Source organism: Thioalkalivibrio sp. AKL17 (assembly GCF_000377885.1).
GTDB classification, from domain to species: Bacteria; Pseudomonadota; Gammaproteobacteria; order Ectothiorhodospirales; family Ectothiorhodospiraceae; genus Thioalkalivibrio; species Thioalkalivibrio halophilus.
In genome coordinates, this window is record NZ_KB898764.1 from 16,189 (window position 1) to 39,512 (window position 23,324).

Sequence of the window (23,324 nt, forward strand, 5' to 3'; positions counted from 1 at the left end):
AGGTCGTCTCAGAGCCGATTACTGGCCGCAGTGAAGCCCATCAGGGAGACGTCAAAGACCAGCACCTGTTCCGACTGCAGCGGGCGGAAGCCCACGTTGAGTTCGCGGCCTCCGCGCAGTTCACCCAGCATCTCGTCGGTCAGCTCGGTGGCCGCCACGCAGCCCTGCTGGATGCAGGTGACGAAGCCGGCATTGCGTTCTTCGCCCTCGTCGACCTGCATGACGATGCCCGGACGCAGATCCACGCCCAGCGGCAGCAGCAGTTCCATCACGTGTCGGTCACCTTCGCTCCGTACCGTGGTCTGCAGATAGGGCCCCTGCTGGCCCTGGTTTTCCACCTGGAGGGTCTGCTGCATCTGGCAGAACTCGCTGCCGTCATCCAGCTCCCAGCAAAGGCTTTCCCAGTCCTGGTGGGTCGTCACCTCCGGTTCCTGCTGTACCGGCTGCGGCGCCTGGGCCGGTGCCTGGCCCGGCGCCGGGGCCGGCTGCTGGGCCTGCTGCCCCGAGGCGATGGTCGGCGCCAGTGCTACCAGCGCGCCGAGCATCACCGCAGGGCGAAGAACGGCGAAGAACGAAGGAAGCGATGGATGGTTCATGCAGTGCTCCTGGTCCGTGTCGGTCGGCAACCCCATAGCATAGCGCCCCGACGCCCCGATCGCAGGTGGTTGCGTGAGTTCACCGTCAGATGCCGGCCCCGGATGCCCCTGACCGTCGGCAAAGGAAACGCGCGAGGGTGAACCAGATGATGGCCCCCGGCAGAAGGGCGAGCAGCACCCAGACGGCGGCGATGGGTCCGAACAGGTTGGGAGCCTGCATCATCATCGACATCAGGGAATCTTCGTAATAGAAAAACCAGGGGTTGTCGGCCGGGAATATCACCTCGTGCAGCCCGTAGAACACCCGCACCGGGCCGATCAGAAGGATCACCGCGGTGCCGGTGACGAGAACGCCCCCGGTGACGGCGGCGATGCGGATTCCGGAGGGCGGTCGGGCATGTCGCCACCCCGCATGGGCTGCCAGTAGCAGGAAAGTGACGGTGCCGGCCACCCCGGCGATATTCAGGGCGTTGACCAGCCGCGCGACGTCCTCCAGGTGGATGATCTCGGGGGGTGTCAGAAGAGGGGCAACGGTGCGGCCGTCGGGGAGGTGGTAGGTCAGTTCTTCAAGTCCCGCGCCATTGCGATGGATGGCATCGACGATGGCGCCGAACAGGCGCTCCCGTTCGGCGCGGTCGGTGTGGTGAAAGCCGGGCCTGTGGTGGTTCTCGGGTCCGTAAGTCGCGATGGTCTCGTCGATCTCGAGTACGTCGTACCAGACGCCGTAGCCAAAATCGACGGACGCGAGCGCGTGCCAGGACAAAAACAGCGCGGCGACCGCGAGGCCGACGAGCATGGCGGCCCATCGCAGCGCCTCGATGACGCCGGTGAGCCGGCCGGACCAGCGCCGGCTGGCGGGGGCCGGATCGTGCGGCTCTCGGGGGCGCTCCGGGCTCATTCCACGGCGAGGGTCATGGAGCCGGCCAGCACCAGGGCGACGAGCTCGGCCTGGCGATGGGTGTCGGTCTTCTGGAACAGGTTGCGCAGGTGGAAGGTGACGGTGGTATTCGACACGTCCATGCGCCGGGCGATGTCGGCGGTGCGCCAGCCGTCGGCCAGGGCCAGGGCGATGCGGGCCTCGGTGGGGGTCAGGTCGAACAGGCGGGCCAGGACGTCTTCCGGCAGGCGGGCGCGCCGTTCGGGGTCGGACAGGAGGATCACGGCCGCGGGTTCCTCCTCCCCGGCCTCCCACCCGGCCTGATCGCCGCTCCCGGGCAGGGGATAGATCATGGCCAGGAGCTCGCGCCGGTAGCCGTCGCGCGGCAGGCGCATGCACTCAATGGCGTCATCGGCGGCCGGTTCTTCGGCGAGGACCCGGCGCAGGGCCTCGCGCAGGCGCCGGTCGTCCTCGGAGTGTACCGGCTCCGGCGGGCGTCCTTCCTGCAAAGTCAGCGCGTCGCCGGCCATGCGCCGCGCCGCGCGATTGGCCAGCAGCACACGGTTGCCGCGGTCGAGCAGGACGACCCCGGGAGCGACCGGATCCAGGGCGCGCGCCGCGAACTCCAGGCTGCGGCGTCCCTGATCCCGGCTCTGGCCGAGTCCACCGAGGGTACGGCGCAGTTCGGCGAACTCGTCCTCTTTCTTCTGGCGCATGCGCCGCACCTGGCGCAGGCGGGCCTCCACGGTCGCCAGCAGGAGGTCGAAATCCACCGGCTTGACCAGATAGTCGTCGGCGCCCGCGCGCTTGCCATCGACCACCTCGCGCGGGTCGGACAGCGCGGTGAGGAACACGAACGGGGTGTCCGCCAGTTCCGGGCCGCGTTCGCGCACCGCGGCCAGCAGTTCGTAGCCGTTCATGCCCGGCATGTTGATGTCGCACAGGATCAGATCGGGGTGTACGGCGTCGATCTGCTCCAGGGCCTCGTCGCCGTGCGCCGCCTCGATGGCGACATGACCCGCCTCGCTCAGTTCTTCGCAGATGTCCCGGCGCAGCAGGGCTTCATCCTCGGCGCAGAGGATGCGTGCGCCCGGGACGGCGGCATCATTCGGTGTGCTGTGGTTCATCCGGATCCTGTCCTCGCGGGAGTTCCAGCGTGAATGTAGACCCTTCCCCTTCGCGGGAACGGACGGTCAGGTCGCCGCCTTGGGTGCGCGCGAGCTGGCGGGCGATGCCCAGGCCCAGACCGATGCCGGTATGGCGGGCGGCATTGCGGGCACGGAAGAAGCGGTCGAACAGCCGCGCCTGGTCTTCCTCGGGGATGCCGATCCCGTGGTCCGTGACGTGGCAGGTGATCTTCTCCGGTTCGGCGCGCAGCTCAACCTCGATGGACGCGGTCTCGGGCGAGTATTTTCCCGCATTCGACAGCAGGTTGGCGAGGATCTGCTCGACCAGCGCGCGATCACAGCGCGCCATCACCGGTCCATCCGGGGTGACGTTCAGATGTACCGGATTGTCCGGGGTGATCTGCCGCTGGGTTTCGATCGCCTGCTCCGCCAGCGGGCGCAGGTCGCAGGGCGTGGTTGTGGCGGCGACATGACCGCCCTCCAGACGCGCGGAGGTGAGGGCGTTCTCGATCAGCCGGGTCATGTGGGCGACAGTGTCGCGCAGCTGACGGTAGCGCGCCTCGCGGGTTTCGCGGTCCATGGACTCCCCGCGCCTCAGCAGGCGCTGCAGGCCCGAATCGATGATCGCCAGCGGGGTGCGGAACTGGTGCGAGGCCATCGCCGCAAAGCTGCGGTAGAACTCGCTGACGCCGCGTTCGCGCTCCAGCGAATGCTCGAGGCTGCGCGCGGCGTCCTTGTAGCTGGTGATGTCGGCCAGACGCAGCACCTGGCCACCGTCATCGGTGCGGCGCAGGGTCATCTGGACCCAGCCGCGACCGGGGACTTCCAGGTCGTACTGCGCACCGTCGTCCGCGGTGATGTCGGCCGGGTCGCCGTGTTCGGTGTCCGGCCGGGTGACGGCGCGGATGCTCTCGAGCAGGGTGTCCAGTGTCTGCCCCTCGTCCAGGGCCCCGTCCGGCAGCGGCAGCAGGCTGGCGAACTGCGGGTTGACCAGGATCAGGCGGTCATCGGGGTCGAACGCGGCAAAGCCGTCCGGCGCGGTGTCGATGGCGTCCACCACCCGGCGGCGTTCGGCCTCCAGGTCGCGGGTGCGGTTGCGCACCTCGATCTCCAGCCGGTCGCGGTGTGCGGCCAGCGCCTCCTGTGCATGGCGCCGCTGCCGCAGGGCGTTCATCAGGAGGGCGGTCAGCAGGATCCCGGTGACCAGGATGCCGATCATCATCACGATGGCCTGGATCAGGCTGGCGCGGTGTTGATCCAGGCGTTCCCCCGTGCTCTCCCATTCCTCGATCATCACCGCGTTGGCGATGCGGTTGAGTGCCGACATCAGGGGCTTGAGTTCGGCATGGATCGCGTGGGCCGCCTCGACGTTGTCGGGGGCGACGTCGTCGATCATCGGCTCGATGCGCTCCAGACGCTCAAAGGTACCGTCCAGTGTTTCTTCCAGCCCGATGTCCTTGACGTAGCGCCGCTGTGGCCCGGCATCCAGCAGGACCAGGCGGCTGGTGAGGACGTCGTAACGCAGGCCGGGGCGGGCATCCGCGTCCCCCAGGGTCCGTCGGTGGACTTCCTCGTCCAGACGGTGACTGGCGACCTGCGCCTGGGCGGTGACCCACAGCATGTTCTCGTCCACGTTGCTGCGCATGTCCTGCTCCACGTCGTGCAGGCGCATCAGCGACACCGTCAGGAAGATCGCGAAGGTAAGGACCGCGAGCACCGGCAGGACATACGTCGAGACACGGCGCAGGCTGGGGACGGCCGAGGGATCCGGGGCATGGCCCCGATCGGGTGCGGGCTCGCGGGCCGGGCGCGCGATCATCGCACCTCCAGGTGCTCCAGCTGCCAGACCCAGCGGTAGTCGTAGCGGATGTCGTCCAGCTCCGCGTGATCGTCGCGCGGGTAGACGATCCACAGCGGACCCTTGTCGCGCGGGGTCAGGGCCTCGCCATCCCGGGTATGCGCGACGATCACGTCATAATCGTGAAAGTCGTCCATGGGGATGTCGACGATGTAGTCGTTCAGGGCCGTGGCCACCACCTCGTCACCCTCCGCACCGAGAGCCTCCAGCAGGTCGCGCATCAAAAAGCCCTCGAAGTGGTTGACCCCGTCGGTGACCACCGTGGAGGTCTCCAGCTCCACATGCGGAAGACGGTCCAGCATCGTCCGGTCCAGCAGGGCCCGGTCTCCGTCGTTCGCATGTTCGATGGCCCCATCGACCCGCAGGATGACCTCGCCCTCGGGTTCGGCTCCCGGATCGAACCCTGGAGCGGAGTCCCCGCGATCCGCAGCAGTCGCACTGAAGGGCAGGGTCAGCAGCATGGCCACCAGGGCTGCAAGAAGGCCGGGCGCATGCGCGCCGGGCGGATGAATTCGGACGACGGACATGACAAACCTCCGGACGGATGGCAACCACCAGTTCGAAGGCAGTGTCGCGCGAAATCCTGCCCTATGGAAGAAGGGGGAAATCGCGCGCTGAAAACAGTGTGCCGGAACGTGATTCGGGACACCCCCTCCGGATGGAGGGGGGTGTCCGGGCCTGCATCGGACGGCCCAACGTCAGTAATCCGCGGTCTCGGCGTAACGCTCGCGGAAGGCGCAGCGGCCGTCGGGGAGCCAGGCGGGGATGTCGTAGTAGCGTTCGAGGGTCGGGCGCAGGACGTCCTCGTGGTAGGCGGCGTAGTCGAAGCCGTGGCCTTCGGCGACCTGCCAGGGGATGCCGCCGGCCTCGCCGGTGCGGATCTCGACGCGGTCGAAGAACGGTTCCAGGTCTTCGCGGTCGACCTCGCCACGGCGCGGGATGAACACGAAGTCCTCGCCGTCGAGGGCGCGGAAATCGGTGATCAGGTCGTCCTGGCGGCCGTAGTGCGAGCCTTCGCCGAAGACCCCGAAGTAGTGCCCGGAGTAATGGCTCAGCATGGCCGAACGCGAGTAACTTCGGGTGAAGAAATGCCAGTCCTCGTCGGCCCGATCCGCGTCGGAGTAGGGCTCGGTCAGCGCGGCGACTTCCTCGGGGGCGAGGTAGAACACGGCGCTGGCGTGGTCGCCGTGGCCGCGCAGCCAGTCCACCGGCAGAGTGGCGATGGCCAGCAGCAACAGGGCGTGCAGCAGGGCCAGCAGGCCGGAGAGCCAGACCGAGATCCGCAGGGCGCGGGTGGTGAGGAACAGCGCGGGCACCAGCAGCAGCGGGGCGAACACCGCCAGCCAGTGCAGCCCGATCCCGGTGAACGGCGACAGCAGGGCGAACAGGCCCAGCGGGATCAGCCCGGCGGAGACGAACACCCCGAGGCGGTGTTCGCGCACGCCCTGCACCACGGCCCGGCGCTGGCGCGCGAGGAACCACAGCAGCCAGGGCGTGAACAGGTACACCAGCAGGGCGGCATAGGTCAGGGTGCCGCCGGGGTCGAAGCCGTCGCCGCCGTGGCGGTTCACCACGTTGAACATCACGTTGTACCAGCAGTTGTCCCAGTTCCAGTACAGGTTGAGGGCCACCGCCGGCAGCACGCCGAGGATGATCAGCAGCAGGCCGCGCCAGTGCTCGCGGGCGAACAGCATGATGTGCAGGCCGATGGCCACGCCCAGCAGCACGGCGAAGTATTTCGACAGGAACGCCAGCCCCAGCGCGACCCCGCCGAGGAAAAAGGCCAGCGCCGCCACCCCCGGGCGCGGTTCCCGCAGCGCGTACCACACCAGCCCGGTGGCCAGCAGGCCGAACAGGATCAGCGGGGTGTCGGTGGCCACCAGCACGGCGATGAACAGCAGCGGCATGAACAGCGCCAGCAGCGAGACCAGGCGGGCGCGCACCGGGTCGTGCCGGTGCCACAGGGCGAGGATCAGCAGCGCCGGGGCCACGGAGACCAGGATGCCCGGGATGCGGATCACCAGCGGGTGTTCGGACACTGCGGTGACCGCGCTCAGCCACCAGCCGATCATCGGCGGATGGTCGTAGTAGCCGAGATCCGGATGGGCGGCCCAGATCAGGAAATAGGCCTCGTCGCCGGTGATCGGCAGCAGCGCGGCGATCAGCGCCTTCAGCGCGATCACCGCGAGCAGCACCGCCGGGTAGTGGCGGGCGGGCCAGGGGGCGTCGGCGGGCAGGCTCACAGCCGCAGATGCCGGAACAGCCAGTCGGGGAAGTTGCGGATGATCAGCATGATGATCCGCCAGAACCACGGCACATAGGCCACCGCATGGCCTCGGCGCAGTGCGCGAAGGATGCCACTGGCGACACGGTCGGGTTCCGCCCACAGGGCCCCGGCGCGATTGAAGCCCTCGGTCATTGGGGTGCGGACAAAGCCCGGCTTGATGGTCACCACATCCACGCCCGCCGGCGCGAGGCGATGCCGCAGGCCCTGCAGGAAGGTCGCGAGCATGCCCTTGGCGGTGCCGTAGACGTAGTTGCTCTGGCGGCCGCGGTCGCCGGCGACCGAGCCGATGGCGCCGATCACGCCATGGCCCTGCGCCTCGAAGTCGGGGGCGATGCGGGTGAGCAGGGCGACGGCGCTGGTGCCGTTGATGTGCAGCGCCTCTTGGGTGGCCTCCACCGAGTCGTGGCAGGTGGCGGGATCGGGCAGGCTGCCCCAGGCCAGCAGCGCGGCATCCACCTCGCCCAGGTGTTCGCGGGCGGCGGCCCAGGCGTCGGCGTGGGTGGCCGGGTCGGCGGGATCGGCGGCCAGCCCGCGGATGCGCTCGCCGGCGGCGTCGTCGCCGCGCACGCGCAGATCCGCCAGCAGGCTTTCCAGACGCTCCGGATTGCGGGCGACGCAGAACAGGCGGGCGCCGGAGCTGGCCAGACGGCGGGCGACGGCACTGGCGATGGCGGAGGTCGCGCCGAAGATCACGACGTTGTTCAGCGGATTCATGCGGTCACCCGGCGCCAGAAGCTGGAGGAGAATTGAGGGTCGGTCAACTTAGCGAACTCGATCCATTCAGGAAACCCGGCACGGAACATCGCGCCGGACATGCGGGCGTCCTTGGCCGGGTAGAGCGCCCCGTGCGCCTCGCGCACCACACGGTCGAGGCGCTCGAACAGCGCATGGGTCGCCGCCCCGCGATCAGGGAAATCCAGCGCCAGGGTGGTGCCCGGGCGCGGGAACGACAGCATCCCGGCCGGCGACTGGCGGCCGAAGGTCTTGAGCACCGCGAGGAACGAGCCCTGGCCGCTGCGCGCGATCTGGCGCAGCAGCTCGGCGACGGCGTCGCGCGCGGTGCGTTCGGGGAGCACGCACTGGTACTGGTAGAAGCCTCGGCGGCCGTAGATACGGTTCCAGTCGCGGATCCCGTCCAGCGGGAACAGCCAGCCGCGATGATGCGCCGGATGCGGGCTGCGGCGCAGCGGCTGGTGGAAATACAGCTCGTTGAACGCGCGCAGGCCGGGGCCGTTGACCAGCGAGAACGGCGGATCCACCGGCACGCGCCGCCGGGGTTCGCGGAAGCGGGCGCGCGGGGGCGGGGTGACTGCGTGGCGGCCTGCGGAATAGATCCCGCGGCCCGGGGGATGGCGCCGGCCATCGGCCAGACAGTCGATCCAGGCGACGGTGTAGGGCCATTCGCGGCGCGCGCGGGCATCCAGCGCCCAGAAATCGTCCAGGCTGTGGAAGCGTTCCGACCACACCGACATCCAGGCCGAGGATACCGGCATGAGCTGCAGGGTCACGGTCTCGATCAGCCCGGTCAGGCCCAGCCCGCCGATGGTGGCGGCGAACCAGCGCGGATTGTGCTCGGGGCTGACCTCGACCCGGCCGGCATCGCTGCGGTGCAGGGTCAGACGCTTTACGTGCGCGCCGAAGCTGCCGGCGACGTGATGGTTCTTGCCGTGTACGTCGTTGGCCACCGCGCCGCCCAGGGTCACGAAGCGGGTCCCGGGGACCACCGGCGGGAACCAGCCGCGCGGCACGCTCAGTTCCAGCAGTTCGTCCAGCGTGACCCCGGCCTCGGCGGTGATTACTCCAGTGTCGGTGTCGAACTCGACGAAGCGGTCCAGCCCGCGGGTATGCAGCAGATGGCCGCCGGCGTTGAGGCAGCAGTCGCCATAGGAACGCCCCATGCCGTGGGCCAGCAGCGGCCCGTCCGGCAGCCGGTCCGGGCGGAACGCCGGCGCGCTGTGCGCGGCGTGTTCCACCCGCGGGATGCGGTTCCAGCCACTGGTCGTCATGCCGGTCCCCCGTCGTGTCGGCGCTCCGGGGCCGTGTCGCCGCGTGCGTCGGGGTGGCTGCCGAGCGCGATCAGGCCCAGCAGCACCGCGAACCACAGGGTGGTCAGGCGGATCAGCGTGGTCGCCGCCACCGCGTCCGCCGCCGGCATGTCGTGCAGCAGGAGCAGGCCGATCATCACCGCCTCGGTGCCGCCCAGCCCGCCGGGCAGGAAGCTCAGCGCCCCGGCCAGCATGGCCAGGGCGAACACGAAGGCGGCGAACGCGAATCCGGCCTCGAAGCCCATCGCGTTGAGGATCCACCAGAAGGCCAGGGCCTCGGCGCTCCAGGCCACCACGCTGAGGGCCGTGGCGCCGGCGAGCAGGCCGGGTGCGTGGCAGCGCCGCGCCTGCAGCAGGATGGTGGCGGCGTGATGCAGGCCGCGCCACAGCCGCCGGCCGGGGCGGTCCGCATGGCGTTGCAGGGCCTCCAGCGGTCGGCGTTGCGAAAGCACCAGCAGGCCCGTGGCGACGGCCGCCACGCCGGCCAGGATCAGCGAGGTCCCTTGAGTCACCAGCGTGAGCCCCAGCAGCGACAGCAGCACGACCGCCACCAGATCCGACAGGCGCTCGCTGACGAACGCGGCGAAGCTGTCCGGATAGGGGACGTCCCGGCGCTTGAGCAGCACCCCGCGCAGGGCCTCGCCGGCCTTGCCCGGGGTGGTGGTCAGGGCAAAGCCGGCCAGGTAGATGTGCAGGCTGGCGGGCGCAGCGATGCGATGTGCCAGCGCCCGCAGATACAGCTGCCAGCGGGCGAATCGCAGGCTGTAGTTGACCAGCGACAACGACAGGGCCAGCAGCAGGCCGAACGGGCCGACCTGCACCAGCGCGTGCCAGACCTCTTCCGCACCGGCCCAGATGGCGATGCCCAGATACGCCGCGGCGGCAACGATCACCGACAGGATCAGCCCGCGCAGGCGCCAGCCGGTCAGGACCGGGTTCCCGCTCACGACAGCACCGCGAGGGTCACGCCCAGCCAGGCCACCACCGTCACCAGCAGATGGGCATCGGTGAACAGGTCGCGCGAGGTGTCGCCGCCGCGCCCGCGAAAATGCAGCAGGTACAGATAGCGGAAGATTCCGTAGATCACGAACGGCAGGGTATAGATCAGCTCATCGGTGCCGTGCAGGGCGATGACCTCCGGGCTGACGGTGTACAGCCCGTAGGCGATCACCGTGCAGGCCGCGCTGATCGCGATGAACTGGTCCAGCAGCGCGGTGGAATAGTCGTCGAGCACGCGCCGGGTGTCGCCCCGCGTGTCGCCCCGGGTGTCGTCTCGGGATTCGGGTGCCGGGTCCGCGGGAGCCGGGCCGGCGGTCACGGCGGTTTCCGCCAGCTCCGAGCGGCGCTTGGCGAAGCCCAGGAACAGGGTCAGCATCAGGCCGCACAGCAGCAGCCACTGCGAGGGTTCGATGCCCAGCCCCAGGGTTCCGGCCAGGATGCGCAGCATGAAGCCGCCGGCGATGCTGAACACATCCAGGATGACGACATGCTTGAGCGCCAGCGAATAGGCGATGTTCAGCACCAGATAGCCCGCCAGCAGCCCGGTGACCCAGGCGCTGACCAGCAGGCCGAGGGCCAGCGCCAGCACCACCAGCACGCTCAGGATGATCCGCGCGGCCGGGATGCCGATGGCCCCGCTGGCCAGCGGGCGGCGGCACTTGGTCGGGTGCCGGCGGTCGGCTTCGACGTCGAGAATGTCGTTGAGCACGTAAACCGCGCTCGCCATCGCGCAGAAGGCGAGGAAGGCGAGCGTGGCCGCCAGCAGGGTCTCGCCCTCCCAGGCATGCGCGAACACCGGTCCAAGGAACACGAACCCGTTCTTGATGTACTGGTGCGGACGCAGCAGTTTGAAAATCGGCTGGAGCATCGGTGCGTGCGGAAAGGCCGGCGGAACGGGCTGGCAGTGTAGGCAAATGCGCCGGCCGGTGCACCCGCGAACGATGGGCACGTGCCCGGTTTCGCAGTGTGCGCGGGTGCGATCGGTTACCATCCGGGACGTTTCTCCGATCAATCCGCTGTCACCGGGAGTCTGTCATGCAAGCACTGTCCGTCCTGAAGAAAACCGTCGTCCTGTCTGCCGGCCTGGGCCTGCTGCTGGCCGCCGCGCCGGCGTCCGCCGATCTGTCCGAGGGCGACCCCTTCCCCGACGTCACCCTCAACGACCAGCACGGGGAGCCGCTGGAGCTGCCCGGCGATGCGCGCGTGGTGCTGATGACCGTGGAGATGGCCCCGGCCGACATCACCAATGATGTCCTCGGGGACATGGGGCCCGAGGCGATCGAGGAGGCCGGCATCCGCTACGTGGCCGATACCCACGGCATGCCGCCGTTCGTGCTCGAGAACGTGGTCATGCCGCGCATGCAGGAGCGCCCCTATCGCACCGGGGTGACCGAAGGCCCCGGGGACATGGGCTTCATGCCGCATCAGCGCGATCATGTGAGCGTGGTGTTCCTGGATGGCGAGGGTACGGTGACCGGCACCGGCGCGGCCGCCAGCGAGGCCGCCCTGCGGCAGATGCTGGAGGGCGCCGGCGACTGAAATGGCCTTCCTGCTGGGCCTGCTGACCGCGCTGGGCTACGGCGCGGGGGATTTTCTCGGCGGCCTGGCCTCGCGGCGGGTTTCGGCGCTGGTGGTGGCCTGCTATTCGCAGCTGCTGGTCACCGCACCGCTGCTGATGCTGGCATTGCTGATGGCGGGGCTGCCCGGGGAGGCGGCCCTGCTGTGGGGCGGTGCCTCGGGCGTGGCGATGGCGCTGGGCCTGCTGGCCTACTACCGCGGGCTGGCCGAAGGCTACATGGGGCTGGTCGCGGCGGTGACCGGGGTGCTGTCGGCGCTGGTGCCGCTGGCGGCGGGGCTGGCTCTTGGCGAACGCCCGGGATGGTTCTCGCTGGCGGGGATCGTGGCCATCGTGGTGGCGATCGCGCTGGTCTCGGGCGGGGCCCGGGAGGTCAGTCCGCGTGACCCGGACGCGCCGGTGCGGGGGGCGGACGGCCACGGTCACCGCGGGCCGCATCCGCTGCTGGGGGTGTTCGACGGCGTGCTTGCCGGGGTCGCCTTCGGCCTGGTGTTCGTGTTCCTTGACCAGGCCAGCGAAGGCTCGGCCCTGTGGCCGGTGGTCATGGCCGGCGGCGTGGGCGGGCTGGTGCTGCTGGGCGTGATGCTGCTGCATCGCCCCGAGCGACACATGGCCCGCAGCACGCTGGTGCTGGTTGCGCTGGCGGGCCTGCTGCAGGGGCTCGCCACCCTGGCCTTCGTGGTGGCCGTGCGCATCGGGCTGTTGTCGGTGATCGCGGTGGCCGGGGCCCTGTCGCCGGCGCCCACCGCACTGCTGGCGCGGTTCTTTCAGGCCGAGCGCATGAGCCGGCTGCAGCTCGCGGGCTTCGGCTTTGCGCTGGTCGGCATCGTGCTGATCGTGCTGGGCGGGGCGGGGTGAGCCGGGAAGGCATGGGGGCTTCGGCAAGCGCCGTATTCGCGTGCAAGCACGCTCCCACAATCAGGCACCGGGATGACCCGTAGGAGCGCGCTCGCGCGCGAATGCAGCAATCGTAGAAGGAGAGAGGTATGGAAACGGAACTGGCGAATGAACCCCGCACCGAGCGCACGTTCGTGACGATCATCTACGTGCTGTACTTCGTTGGCTTCTTTGTCGCCATCACGGCCCTGGTCGGGGTGATCATGGCGCATGTGAAGCGCAGCGATGCGGATGCGATCAGCGAGACCCACCTGCAGTATCAGATCCGGACCTTCTGGATCGGTCTGCTGATGGCCGTGCTGGCGACCCTGACCGCGGCGATCGGGATCGGGCTGATCATCGGGCTGCTGTTCCTGGTGTGGGTGCTGGTGCGGTGCATCAAGGGCGTGATCCGCAACAGCGACGACCGGGCCATCGAGGACCCGGCCACCTGGCTCTGGTAAGCCCCGTAGTGCGGGGCTCCGGGCGGGGTCTCAGCGCTCCAGGTACTGCAGCTTGCCCTCGACGCCGTCCCACTCTTCCGCGTCTTCCGGCGGGTCCTTGCGCGCGGTGATCACCGGCCAGGTGCGCGCCAGTTCGGCATTGAGCTCGATCATGTGCACCTGATCCTCGGGCACGTCATCCTCGGGGACGATCGCCTCGGCCGGGCACTCCGGCTCGCACAGGGTGCAGTCGATGCATTCGTCGGGGTCGATGGTGAGGAAGTTGGGCCCCTCGTGGAAGCAGTCCACCGGGCAGACTTCGACGCAATCGGTGTACTTGCACCGGATGCAGTTCTCCAGAACGATGAAAGCCATTGCGCTTCTCCATTGGTCGTGTTGCGACGCCACGGCTCCTGTGTGCCGCCGCTCGGTCCGTTCGGCGTATTGTAACCGCTCCTCCCGAGCGGCCGGGAATCCCGGCTGCTGCGGCTGTTATTCCGCGACTCCCCGTTCCAGCGTGTCCTTGAGCCGGTAGAGCGCGTCCAGCGCCTCGCGCGGGGTCAGGCCGTCCGGATCGAGTTCCGCCAGGGCCCGCGCGACGTCCCGCGCCGGCTCGGGTACTTCGGGTGCCGGCGGGGCGGGTTCTTCCGGCGCCGCGGGTGCGGGCGGCTCCGGCGGGAACAGCCCCAGCTGGGGCGAGTCGCTGTCCCGGGCGCGGCTTTCCAGATCGGCCAGATGGGTGCGGGCGCGCTGCAGCACGTCGGCGGGTACTCCCGCCAGCGAGGCCACCTGCAGCCCGTAGCTCTGGTTGGCCGGCCCCTCACGAACCTGATGCAGGAACACGATGTCGTGGCCGTGTTCCACCGCGTCGGTGTGGATGTTGGCCACCGCCGGTTCGCGTTCGGCCAGCGCGGTCAGCTCGAAGTAATGCGTGGCGAACAGGGTCAGCGCGCGGTTCTCCCGCGCCAGGCGCTCGGCACAGGCCAGCGCCAGCGCCAGGCCGTCGAAGGTGGAGGTGCCGCGCCCGATCTCGTCCATCAGCACCAGGCTGCGCTCGCCGGCGTTGTGCAGGATGCTGGCGGCCTCGGTCATCTCCACCATGAAGGTCGAGCGCCCGGAGGTCAGGTCGTCGGAGGCGCCGATGCGGGTGAAGATGCGGTCCACCGGACCGATGCGGGCCACGTCCGCGGGCACGAAACTGCCCATGCAGGCCAGCAGCACGATCAGTGCGGTCTGGCGCATGTAGGTGGACTTGCCCCCCATGTTGGGGCCGGTGATGACCAGCAGCCGGCGGCTCTCGGGATCCAGCCGGGTGTCGTTGGCCACGAACGGGGTGTCCAGGCTGGCCTCCACCACCGGGTGACGACCCTGCTCGATGTGGACGCCGGTCTCGGGCACCAGTTCGGGGCGGCTCCAGTCGAGCCGCCGGGCGCGTTCGGCCAGGGTGGCCAGCACGTCCAGCCGGGCCACCGCGTCGGCGATCGCCCGCAGGCGGTCGGCGCGCCCCTGCAGGCCGGCGAGCAGGTCGTCGAACAGCTGGCGCTCGCGCGCCAGGGCCTGTTCCCGTGCGGACAGGATCTCGTCCTCGAAGCGCTTGAGTTCCTCGGTGGTGTAGCGTTCGGCATTCTTCAGGGTCTGGCGGCGCATGAAGCGCCCGGGCAGCTCCTCCGAGCGCGAGCGGCCCACCTCGACGTAGTAGCCGTGCACCCGGTTGTAGGCGACCTTGAGGGTGGCGATGCCGGTGGCCTCGCGTTCGCGCGCCTCCAGGTCGCGCAGGAAGCCGTCGGCGTTGTGTTCCAGATCGCGCAGGCGGTCGAGTTCGGGGTCGAAGCCGGGGCGGATCAGCCCGCCGTCGGTGACCCGGATCGGCGGTTCGTCGACCAGCGCGCGGGCCAGGGTTTCGCTCAGTTCCGTCTCCGGCGCGAGTTCGTCGCGCAGGGCGGCGAGGGTGTCGGCCTCGCCTGCGGCGGGCTCCAGTGCCGCGTGCAGGCCGGGCAGGCGTTCCAGCGCCGCCTGCAGCGCGACCAGATCGCGCGGCCGTGCGGAGCCCAGGCTGATGCGCGAGACGATGCGTTCGACGTCGGCCATGCCGGTCAGGGCCTCGCGCAGGCCTTGTTCGGCCGCGTGGTCCAGCAGCGTGGCGATGCCCTGCTGGCGTTCCCGCAGCAGGGCCCGGTCGGCCAGCGGCTGGTGCAGCCATTGCGACAGCAGCCGGGCCCCCATGGGTGTGCGGCTGGTGTCCAGCAGGTCGAACAGCGAGCCGCGGCGCTCCCCGCTCAGGGTGCGGGTCAGCTCCAGGTTGCGCCGGGTCGCCGGGTCCAGCATCAGCATCTGGCCGCGGTGTTCGCGCCCGAGCCCGGTGATATGGGCAAGGTTGCCGCGATGCTGCGCCTGCACGTAGGCCAGCAGCGCGCCCGCGGCGGCCAGGCCCAGCACCAGGTCGTCGCAGCCGAAGCCGGCCAGGTCGGTGGTGCCGAAATGCCGGGTCAGGGTGCGCTTCGCGGAGATCGCGTCGAAATGCCAGTCGGCATGATGTCGCGGGGCCCAGGCCTCGATCCCGGGGATCGCCGGGGCCGGGTCGGGGACCAGGCATTCCACCGGGTCGAGACGCGCCAGTTCGGCCTCCAGTTCGGTCGCGTCGGCGACCTCCAGCACCCGGAAACGGCCGCTGGCGAACTCCAGGCTGGCGATGCCGTAGCCTTCGTTGCGGCCGCGCACGGCAGCGCAGGCGGCCGGGCACACGGCGGCCATGCGATTGACCTGGCGCGCCTCCAGCAGGGCGTCCTCGGTGACCGTGCCCGGGGTCACGATGCGCACCACCTCGCGTTGCACCGGGCCCTTGTGCTCGCCCACCTGTCCGGTCTGCTCGCAGATCGCCGCGCTCTCGCCCAGCTTCAGCAGCCGCGCGAGGTAGCTCTCCAGGGTGTGCACCGGGATCCCGGCCATCGGGATCGGCTCGCCGGCCGACTCGCCGCGGCGGGTGAGGGTGATGTCCAGCAGCCCGGCGGCGCGCTCGGCGTCGTCGTAGAACAGCTCGTAGAAGTCCCCCATGCGGTAGAGCAGCAGGGTCTGCGGATACTCCGCCTTGATCCGCAGGTATTGCTGCATCATCGGGGTATGTTTTGACAGGGCGTCCGCGTCGCTCACTGGCCGTTCCTGCTGTTCGGGGGGCGTCGGTGGCCGGATTGTAACGGGTCCGGCGGGGGGTGCGGTGGGTTATGTGACGCAATCGCCGGAATGTCCGGGGGCCGCGGGACTTCCCTTGCTCAAGGATAAGAGGGTGCTTATATTAGAAAACACTAAATAACAGGAAAGGAGAGCCCGCATGATTCGGAAGAACCTCGGGGAAGAATACAGCCCGATGTATTTCCTGGGCGCACTGGGGGCCGGTGGCACGGCCGTTACGTTTTTCATGTTCCTGATGTTCATGACGCCCTATGACACCCCGATCCCCACGTACGAGGCCATGATGGCGCTGATGACCGGCGAGGGCCCGCTGATCGCCGTGCTGGTGGGCGCGGCCATGGCCGGCATCCTGTTCTTCGTGGCCCTGCATCTGCGCCTGCTGGTGTGGAACATCCGCGAATACCGGCAGTTTCGCCGGACCGAGGCCTTCGCCCGGCTGCGCCGCTCCAACCAGGAAGTGGCCCTGATGGCGATCCCGCTGACCCTGGCCATGACCATCAACGCCGGTTTCATCGTCGGCGCGGTGTTCGTGCCGGGGCTGTGGAACGTGGTCGAGTACCTGTTCCCGCTGGCCATGCTGGCCTTCCTGGCGGTTGGCGCCTTCGCGCTGGTGATCTATTCGCGCTTCCTGGCACGGCTGTTCACCGAGGGGGATTTCGATTTCACCGGCAACAACAACCTGAGCCAGCTGCTGGCGGTGTTCGCGTTCGCGATGATCGCCGTGGGTCTCGCGGCGCCGGGGGCGATGAGCGAGAATCTGGCGATCAACGCCGCGGGGATCTTCTTCTCGCTGACGTTTGCCGCGCTGGCGCTGGTGCTGGGGCTGGTGATGTTCGTGCTGGGCTTCAAGTCGACGCTGCGCTACGGGATCGCGGAGGCGGCCAGCCCGAGCCTGTGGATCGCGATCCCGATCCTGACCCTGCTGGGCATTGCCTTCATCCGTCATCAGATGGGGCTGCACCACGGTTTTGGCGCTCCGCTGAACGAAGCGATGCTGTTCGTGTTCACCTCGCTGGTGCTGGGCGCTCAGCTGGTGTTCGGCCTGATCGGCTACGTGGTGATGAAGAAGCTGGGCTACTTCCGTGACTACATCCACGGCGAGAAGAAGAGCCCGGTCAGCTACGCGCTGATCTGCCCGGGGGTGGCCCTGGTGGTCTTCTCCTGGTTCTTCATCAATCTGGGACTGGTGTCCAACGGGGTCGTCGAGCAGTTCAGCGTGGCGTATTTCGCCCTGCTGGCCCCGGTGGTCTACCTGCAGGTGGTGACGATCGCCACGCTGTTCCGGCTGAACCGCAAGCTGCTGCGGGCGGAACCGGCGACCGAGGGCGCCTCCCAGCAGGCGTGATCGCGCCGCTGGTTCGGTGCCAGACGGGCGGTGTTCGGGGGTTCCCGGACACCGCCTTTTTTTGTCCGGTCAGGCGGTGGCGGCGGGGCGTTCTTCGCGGCCCTCGCGCGACCCGGTGTAGCGCCAGGCCTTGCGGAAGGTGGTGCGCAGGGGCGATTCGAGATGCGCGCGGGCGCGTGCCGGGGCGATGCCGTGGTCGCGGCAGAACAGGGCCAGGGCCCAGGCGAGTTCGTCGCGGCCGAGGTCGGCGTCGCGATCGGCCGACGGGCCCTTGCAGGCCCCGCAGCCGTTGACCCGCACGCGGAACGCGGTGTTGGCCAGAAAGATGCCGAAGCCCATGCGCGTGGCCACCAGCTCGGCAATGGCGTCGGCATTGCCCTCGGCGGCCGGGGCGGGTTCGCGGATGCCCTCCACCCACCAGGCCGCCAGTTCCTGCGCGAAGGTGCCGACCAGGGCCTGACGATTCCCGATCAGCTGCGGGTCGTAATGGAAGATGCGCTCGCCGCCGGTGCTGGCCGCGCCCAGCGCGGTGACCGGCTGCGGTGCCAGTCCTCCGGGTTCCGCCAGGCGGGCCGCGCGCTGCTCCAGGCCCGCATGCCGGCGGACGCTGGCGAACACCTGCTCGGCCATGCCGTGCGGGCTGTCCGCCTCGCCCGGGAAATGCTCGCGGATGGGCTGCACCAGGGTCGGCGGGTCGAAGGGCCGGTCGGCGGCGGGCTGACGGTCCACCCACGCAAACACCGCGCGGATCCACTCGCGGGTGTCGACATCAAGGACCGGATCGGGCTGGAACAGGCGTGCAAGCATGGCGGGCGCGTTTCTGGAGGTGGTGGATCCATCGTATGCCATTCCGTCCCGTCGGGGCAGCCCCTGCTGCAAACGAACCGGAATGTGTCAGACTCGGAGTCCGAATCCCCAGGGGCAAGGATGGAGACATGTTTGGCGAGGAGGACCGGCGGCGGGATCGTCGCATCCCCGTGGGCGTGACCGGGGAGGTGTACTGGACCGGTTCGGGGCAGACCACGCGAGTGGAAATCCATGACCTGGCCGCCGGCGGCTGTGCATTGATCGCCGGCTTCGAGGTGGATGCCGGGGTGGTGGTGATGGTGACGGTGCCGAGCCCCGATCCGCGCATCGAGAACCTGCAGCGGCGGGGACGGGTGCTGCGCTGTGACAGCGCGGATCCCGACCGTGAGGGCCGGCGCCGATGGCGCCTCGCGGTGGCCTTTGAAGAAGAACCCACGGGAGACGCGACACCATGACCGAATTGCGCAAGGCGGATGTCACCGGGCTGTCGGCCCTGGTCTATGACCTGGGCGAGCGGATGACTGCGCGCGGGCTGGTCATGGCCACGGTGGAATCCTGCACCGGGGGCGGGATTGCCCAGGCACTGACCGATGTGCCCGGCAGTTCGGCCTGGTTCGAGTGTGGCTGGGTGACCTACAGCAACGCAGCCAAGACCCGCCTGGTGGGCGTGGCCCCGGCGTTGCTGGACGCCCATGGCGCCGTGAGCGAACAAGTGGCGGCCGCGATGGCCACGGGCGGCCTGACGCACAGCGGCGCCGACCTGTCCCTGTCGGTCACCGGCGTCGCCGGGCCGGGCGGCGGTTCGCCGGACAAGCCGGTGGGCATGGTGTGCTTCGGCTGGCAGGCGCGCGACGGAGCCGTGCGCACCGAGACGCGGCACTTCGACGGCGAGCGCCACGAGGTCCGTCGCCAGGCCATGCTGCATGCCCTGGCCTCGCTGCTGGAGCACGAACTGGGCTGAAGCACGCGCCCGGCGAGCGGACCGCGGTGCGCGGAGGCCTACTTCGGTCCGAGCAGCAGCCAGGCGATCAGCCCCAGCAGGGGCAGGAACAGCAGGATCAGGATCCACAGGACCTTCACCACCGGGCCGGCGGGACTCTGTGCGGTCCGGACAATCGCCCAGATGATGATCAGCAGCCAGACAAGGCCCAGAATGCCGGTGATTTCAATGCCCATGCGGTGCTCCGGTAGCGGCGTGAATCGCGTCGAACGCACGGATATCACGTGCAGGGCCGGAACACCAGCCCGCCGGGGCGATGGTCTATACGGAAAAGTTACTGAAGGGTGCCGGCGGCACGGGAGGTATGGTCATGCGGAGGATTCCCGCAACGTCGGGTTCGGGTGCTCCCCCGGATCCGGGGGCTCCGACGAGGCGAGCGGAAGAGCGCGACAGCGAGACCGGCGACGAGGGCACGCCGACGGCCGCCGTCCGGAGCCCGAGCATGCACGAAGGTGTGGAAGTCTGGTGCGACTGCTGTTCCTGCGAGGCCGAGCCCTACTGGCTTGCGGTGGCCGCGGACCCGGGAATCGATCCGGACTGAGACGTCCGAACTTGCGAGAGGGAACCATGAGAAAGGGGTCAGTGCCCGACCGCGGGTCCCGCGTGCCCGTCCATCGGATGTCGCGGCATGCGGGGGCATCGGCATGAAAATCTGGGTGGACGCGGATGCCTGTCCGGCGGTCATCAAGGAGATCCTGTTCCGGGCCGCGAAGCGCACCGGGGTGGCGATGACCCTGGTGGCCAATCAGCCGGTGCGTACGCCGCCGTCGAAGCTGATCGATGCGATCCGGGTGGGCAGTGGCTTCGACGTGGCGGATAACGAGATCGTGCGGCGGCTCGAGGCGGGTGATCTGGTGATCACCGCCGACATCCCGCTGGCCGCCGAGGTGATCGAAAAGGGCGGCGAGGCGCTCAACCCGCGGGGCGAGCTCTATACCCGCGACAATATCCGCGAGCGCCTGAGCATGCGCGACTTCATGGACACCCTGCGCTCCAGCGGGGTCGACACCGGCGGGCCGGCGGCACTGGGCCCGCGCGACCGTCAGGCCTTCGGCAATGCCCTGGACCGCTGGCTGGCGCGTAACACCTAGGGCAGTTCCAGCTGGGTGTATGGTCGGTGTTCGACGATCTTGTCGTCGTCGAACTCGAAGGGTTCTCCAGGGCGTCCTCGTTCCGGTGCAGAACCAGGGCATCGCGCCCCTCCACCTCCGGGAGTTTCGTTTCACCCGTGGGTTCGCCCTGCAGGGTGGAGCTGTCGATGCGCCTTCATTTGGAGGGGTGCCCGGCGCCGTACGGGCCTGTGGCATGATGGACCCCGAGTGTTGGAGGGCATGCGATGAAGTGGCAAGTACTGGCGGTGTTCGCGGGCCTGGCGCTGGTCTGCGCCCCGGTGGCGGCCTCGGACCGCGAGGATCCGGCGGCGCTCGACGGGGTCGCCATCGACGAGGTGGTGGAGGAGGATGACGGCGAGGAGGACGCGCTGTCGTTCGACCAGCGTCGGGCGGTGGAGTTGCTGGGCGAAGCGAGCCGGCACTTCGACGAGCTGACCGAGCTGCCGGAAAGCCGCTGGCTGCGGCGCGATCAGCAGAGCGCCCGGGAGGACATCGACGACCTGATCGATGACGCGCTGGAGGTCATGGACGTGCCCGAGATCGTGTCCATGCGTCGCCAGTACCGGGAGCTGGAAGACCGGATCATGACCGAGCAGGAACGCCGGGCCGATCTGCGCGAGGAGCGGATGTTCGCGCCGGATACCGACGCCAGTACCCTGGCCCGCTTCACGCCCACCGAGACCCTGCGCGAGATGACCGCCCGCACGCGCGGCGACTTCGACCGCCTGATCGAGGCACGCGAGCGCAACATCGCCGCCTACGAGGAGGAACTGGAGGCGCTCAAGGGCGAGATGGCCACGGCGCTGGAAGGCGTGGGGCTGTCCATGCCGCCGGACCAGCTGGAGCTGTGGATGAGCTCGGCGATCGGCGACGACGTGGTGTCCATGGCGGTGGTGTTCCGCAGCATCCGTACGCTGACGCAGCGCCTCGAGGAGCTCACCCGCGAGAGCGGAGAAAACCTCAATGTGGCCGGTCGTTACTACGGCATGGTGGTGATCCTGCATCGGCTGGTGGTGACCATGCAGGAGCGCTTCGTCGAGCGGGTGGACGAGGAGATCGTGCCGCGCCTGGAGGACTACCGCGATGAAGCTGACGAGATCATCGCCGAATCGCGGGAACTGATCCGCGAGGGCGGGCACCGGGACAGCCTGGAGTCCAACATCGCGGCCAACGAGCTGACCCGTCAGGCGATCGATTTGTACCTGGAGGTGGTGACCGGCCAGCGCGAACAGGTGGCCGAGGCGCTGGAGATCAGCCGTTACGAGAAGCAGGTAGCGGTCAACACCTACCGCACCGTGCAGCTCAGCGCCAACGTGGCGGATCTGATCCGCGATGGCCTGGACACCTTCGAGACCCTGTCCGAACTGCAGGTCCCGGAGACCGCGGAATTCCGCAACGACAAGATCCGCGAGGAATTCCGCCGTCTGACCGAACGGCTGGAACGGTGAACGGCAGGAAGACCTCCCCGGCGCGCAACGGGTCCTGACCCTGCCCCGTCCTCTCAGCCTCGCGACTGCTGGTGCGCCCACAGGTGGGTGGCGCCGATCACTGCCGCCGGGACCAGCAGCAGGTTGACCACGGGCACCATCGCCAGGAGGGTCGTTCCGGCGCCGAACGCGAGGGTCTCCGGACGCCGTCGGCCCAGACCCTTGCGGATTTCGGCGAAGGTCAGGCCGTCGTTGGCCAGCGGCGGCTCCTGGAACTCCACCGCCAGAACCCAGCTGCCGAAGACGAACCAGGCGAGCGAGGCCAGCAGGTTGAGGCCGGGAATGACGGTAATCAGCAACACCGGGATGAACAGCAGCGCGTAATAGCCGAACTTGCGCAGGGCGGTGGCCGTGGCGTGGCCCATCTCGCCCGCCAGCGAGCGCGCGGGCTGGCGCGGTTCGTGGCCGAGGTCCCGGGCGGTGCGGTAGGCCAGTGGCCCCGAGAACGGACTGGCGATGATGGCGGCCAGGGCCACCGCGGAGACCCCGAAGCCCACCAGCAGGGTCAGCACGAACAGCGGCCAGAGCAACCAGGCGAGCCAGTCCCAGCCGGCCGGCAGCCAGGTGTCCAGCAGGATCTCGAAACCGAATCCGGCGGCGATGCCGATCCCGACGATGACCGCGATGTTGATCAGCAGCGGACCGATCACCAGGCCGCGCAGGCCCGGGTCGAATACGCGCGCCAGCCCGCGAAACGGCGCGAGGAAGGCGAACAGGGCGTTCATCCCGCCTGCCACTGGGCCAGCCATCGGGGAATCTCTGCCGCGGGCATCGGGCGTGTCATGCCGTTCACCGGACGATCCCGTGATCGGGTGCGCGTCAGCATGAATCCAGCGTAACACTCTCCGGCGATGCCACCGCGAGGCAGGCGGCCCGGGCGCCGTGGCGTTCGAGCACGGTCCATTCGTCCAGCCGCAGACCGGCGGCGCGCAGCCGGGCGCGGAACTCGTCCTCGTAGGTGACGCGGCCGAAGTCGATGCTGGTGATCCGGCGCAGGGCGGGCTTGAGACGCTCCAGCACCGGTGACGGGCGCTGCTGGATGGTCTGGGTGAAGTAGATCCGACCGCCGGGGCGCAGCAGGCCGGCACAGTGGCGCAGGGCCGCCCCGGGATCCGGCAGCAGCATGAAACTGGCGGAGAAATACACCGCGTCGTAGGGGCCGCCGGCGTGCTCGTAGACCGATTGCCGGTGCACCGTGACCCGGGCGGACACAGGCGATGCCGCCAGCCGCTGCTGCGCGCGTTCGACGTAGTCGGGGTCGATGTCGATCCCCGTGATCGCGAGCTCCTTGCGTGTGACGGCATCGGCGTTCGCCAGCAGTGCGCCGGCGGTACCGATCCCGACGTCCAGCAGGGCCACCCGGGGCGGCAGGCGCTCCAGGACTTCGGCGTACCAGCGCGCGGTCATGCGCAGGATCAGGCTGTCGTAGATGCGGCTTCGGAGCATGTGCTGGGCGGTTCGCGGGGGGCGGCCGGGACGAACACGCAGGATACCGGATCGTGCCCGCGTGCGTGGATCCGTGCATGCCCGGGCGAGGGCACGCGCGGCATTGAGGTGGCGCAGGTTCGCCGCATGGGGTCCGGATTATCGGTCTGCAGGGTTGGTTGATGCCCGAGTGAAGGGCTCGGTCTTGGAAGACGCCGTTGTCAATGTGGTTTAAGTTTCGGGACTTTGTGGCGTTAAATAGTTCACAGATTTTTCAA

At 69.2% G+C, this 23,324-nt stretch carries 24 protein-coding genes; 8 read left to right on the forward strand and 16 right to left on the reverse strand.

Annotated features, from left to right (window positions below):
* Positions 1 to 8: 8 nt before the first annotated feature.
* From D577_RS0100085 to D577_RS0100130, 10 genes are all read right to left on the reverse strand, one after another.
* On the reverse strand, positions 9 to 596 hold the full coding sequence (locus D577_RS0100085; RefSeq protein WP_018945576.1) for an invasion associated locus B family protein: 588 nt from the start codon (positions 594 to 596) through the stop codon (positions 9 to 11).
* 85 nt (positions 597 to 681) lie between these two features.
* Positions 682 to 1,494 carry a DUF1461 domain-containing protein gene (locus tag D577_RS0100090; protein ID WP_018945577.1) on the reverse strand — a complete coding sequence of 271 codons (813 nt, stop codon included), beginning with the start codon at positions 1,492 to 1,494 and terminating at the stop codon, positions 682 to 684.
* The gene (locus D577_RS0100095) at positions 1,491 to 2,600 is read right to left on the reverse strand and encodes a response regulator (protein WP_018945578.1); all 1,110 of its coding nucleotides are present in this window, start codon (positions 2,598 to 2,600) and stop codon (positions 1,491 to 1,493) included. Before D577_RS0100095 ends, D577_RS0100090 begins: the two co-directional genes overlap by 4 nt.
* Positions 2,578 to 4,419 (reverse strand): PAS domain-containing sensor histidine kinase, encoded by a 1,842-nt coding sequence (locus tag D577_RS0100100; RefSeq protein WP_018945579.1) that lies wholly within the window; start codon positions 4,417 to 4,419, stop codon positions 2,578 to 2,580. Before D577_RS0100100 ends, D577_RS0100095 begins: the two co-directional genes overlap by 23 nt.
* The gene (locus D577_RS0100105) at positions 4,416 to 4,985 is read right to left on the reverse strand and encodes a molybdopterin-dependent oxidoreductase (RefSeq protein ID WP_018945580.1); all 570 of its coding nucleotides are present in this window, start codon (positions 4,983 to 4,985) and stop codon (positions 4,416 to 4,418) included. The genes D577_RS0100100 and D577_RS0100105 overlap by 4 nt, the downstream gene beginning before the upstream one ends.
* A 171-nt stretch (positions 4,986 to 5,156) precedes the next feature.
* Positions 5,157 to 6,701, reverse strand: coding sequence for a glycosyltransferase family 39 protein (locus D577_RS0100110; protein ID WP_018945581.1), 1,545 nt, complete (start codon positions 6,699 to 6,701; stop codon positions 5,157 to 5,159).
* Positions 6,698 to 7,459, reverse strand: a complete 762-nt coding sequence (locus D577_RS0100115) for an SDR family oxidoreductase (protein WP_018945582.1) — start codon at positions 7,457 to 7,459, stop codon at positions 6,698 to 6,700. Before D577_RS0100115 ends, D577_RS0100110 begins: the two co-directional genes overlap by 4 nt.
* Positions 7,456 to 8,751 (reverse strand): FAD-binding oxidoreductase, encoded by a 1,296-nt coding sequence (locus D577_RS0100120; RefSeq protein ID WP_018945583.1) that lies wholly within the window; start codon positions 8,749 to 8,751, stop codon positions 7,456 to 7,458. Before D577_RS0100120 ends, D577_RS0100115 begins: the two co-directional genes overlap by 4 nt.
* Entirely contained in the window at positions 8,748 to 9,737 is a 990-nt protein-coding gene (locus tag D577_RS0100125; protein ID WP_018945584.1) for a lysylphosphatidylglycerol synthase transmembrane domain-containing protein, read from the reverse strand. The genes D577_RS0100120 and D577_RS0100125 overlap by 4 nt, the downstream gene beginning before the upstream one ends.
* Entirely contained in the window at positions 9,734 to 10,657 is a 924-nt protein-coding gene (locus D577_RS0100130; protein ID WP_018945585.1) for a UbiA prenyltransferase family protein, read from the reverse strand. Before D577_RS0100130 ends, D577_RS0100125 begins: the two co-directional genes overlap by 4 nt.
* Before the next feature lie 167 nt (positions 10,658 to 10,824).
* Here D577_RS0100130 and D577_RS0100135 point away from each other — a divergent pair, with 167 nt between their 5' ends.
* The 3 genes from D577_RS0100135 (at position 10,825) to D577_RS0100145 (ending at position 12,705) form a co-directional block, all read left to right on the forward strand.
* Positions 10,825 to 11,328, forward strand: a complete 504-nt coding sequence (locus D577_RS0100135; protein ID WP_018945586.1) for a hypothetical protein — start codon at positions 10,825 to 10,827, stop codon at positions 11,326 to 11,328.
* Between the two features lies 1 nt (position 11,329).
* Complete coding sequence (locus D577_RS0100140) at positions 11,330 to 12,223, forward strand: DMT family transporter (RefSeq protein WP_018945587.1); 894 nt, start codon at positions 11,330 to 11,332, stop codon at positions 12,221 to 12,223.
* Positions 12,224 to 12,351: 128 nt separating this feature from the next.
* On the forward strand, positions 12,352 to 12,705 hold the full coding sequence (locus D577_RS0100145; protein WP_018945588.1) for a DUF4870 domain-containing protein: 354 nt from the start codon (positions 12,352 to 12,354) through the stop codon (positions 12,703 to 12,705).
* Positions 12,706 to 12,735: 30 nt separating this feature from the next.
* Here D577_RS0100145 and fdxA read toward each other — a convergent pair whose 3' ends face one another.
* Complete coding sequence (fdxA, locus tag D577_RS0100150) at positions 12,736 to 13,059, reverse strand: ferredoxin FdxA (protein ID WP_018870469.1); 324 nt, start codon at positions 13,057 to 13,059, stop codon at positions 12,736 to 12,738.
* Positions 13,060 to 13,176: 117 nt separating this feature from the next.
* On the reverse strand, positions 13,177 to 15,831 hold the full coding sequence (gene mutS / locus D577_RS0100155; protein WP_018945589.1) for a DNA mismatch repair protein MutS: 2,655 nt from the start codon (positions 15,829 to 15,831) through the stop codon (positions 13,177 to 13,179).
* A gap of 178 nt (positions 15,832 to 16,009) precedes the next feature.
* Between mutS and D577_RS0100160 the strand changes: the two genes are divergently transcribed.
* Positions 16,010 to 17,215, forward strand: a complete 1,206-nt coding sequence (locus D577_RS0100160; protein ID WP_018945590.1) for a hypothetical protein — start codon at positions 16,010 to 16,012, stop codon at positions 17,213 to 17,215.
* Between the two features lie 69 nt (positions 17,216 to 17,284).
* Here D577_RS0100160 and D577_RS0100165 read toward each other — a convergent pair whose 3' ends face one another.
* A complete protein-coding gene (locus D577_RS0100165; protein ID WP_018945591.1) occupies positions 17,285 to 18,022 on the reverse strand; it encodes a hypothetical protein in 738 nt (245 codons plus the stop codon).
* A gap of 128 nt (positions 18,023 to 18,150) precedes the next feature.
* On the opposite strand from D577_RS0100165, the gene D577_RS0100170 reads away from it, so the two are divergent.
* Together D577_RS0100170 and D577_RS0100175 are read left to right on the forward strand one after the other, a co-directional pair.
* The gene (locus D577_RS0100170) at positions 18,151 to 18,477 is read left to right on the forward strand and encodes a PilZ domain-containing protein (protein WP_018945592.1); all 327 of its coding nucleotides are present in this window, start codon (positions 18,151 to 18,153) and stop codon (positions 18,475 to 18,477) included.
* On the forward strand, positions 18,474 to 18,983 hold the full coding sequence (locus D577_RS0100175; RefSeq protein WP_018945593.1) for a CinA family protein: 510 nt from the start codon (positions 18,474 to 18,476) through the stop codon (positions 18,981 to 18,983). The genes D577_RS0100170 and D577_RS0100175 overlap by 4 nt, the downstream gene beginning before the upstream one ends.
* Positions 18,984 to 19,021: 38 nt before the next feature.
* Here the strand turns inward: D577_RS0100175 and D577_RS13845 are convergent, their stop codons facing one another.
* Positions 19,022 to 19,198, reverse strand: coding sequence for a PLDc N-terminal domain-containing protein (locus D577_RS13845; protein ID WP_018870463.1), 177 nt, complete (start codon positions 19,196 to 19,198; stop codon positions 19,022 to 19,024).
* 468 nt (positions 19,199 to 19,666) lie between these two features.
* Between D577_RS13845 and D577_RS0100190 the strand changes: the two genes are divergently transcribed.
* Together D577_RS0100190 and D577_RS0100195 are read left to right on the forward strand one after the other, a co-directional pair.
* Positions 19,667 to 20,113: a YaiI/YqxD family protein gene (locus tag D577_RS0100190; protein WP_018945595.1), complete on the forward strand. Its 447-nt coding sequence runs from the start codon at positions 19,667 to 19,669 to the stop codon at positions 20,111 to 20,113.
* A gap of 245 nt (positions 20,114 to 20,358) precedes the next feature.
* The gene (locus D577_RS0100195) at positions 20,359 to 21,582 is read left to right on the forward strand and encodes a hypothetical protein (RefSeq protein ID WP_018945596.1); all 1,224 of its coding nucleotides are present in this window, start codon (positions 20,359 to 20,361) and stop codon (positions 21,580 to 21,582) included.
* A gap of 53 nt (positions 21,583 to 21,635) precedes the next feature.
* On the opposite strand, the gene cysZ is transcribed toward D577_RS0100195, so the two are convergent.
* Both cysZ and D577_RS0100205 read right to left on the reverse strand, forming a co-directional pair.
* Positions 21,636 to 22,346 (reverse strand): sulfate transporter CysZ, encoded by a 711-nt coding sequence (gene cysZ / locus D577_RS0100200; RefSeq protein WP_018945597.1) that lies wholly within the window; start codon positions 22,344 to 22,346, stop codon positions 21,636 to 21,638.
* A gap of 94 nt (positions 22,347 to 22,440) precedes the next feature.
* Entirely contained in the window at positions 22,441 to 23,067 is a 627-nt protein-coding gene (locus tag D577_RS0100205; RefSeq protein WP_018945598.1) for a bifunctional 2-polyprenyl-6-hydroxyphenol methylase/3-demethylubiquinol 3-O-methyltransferase UbiG, read from the reverse strand.
* Positions 23,068 to 23,324 lie beyond the last annotated feature (257 nt).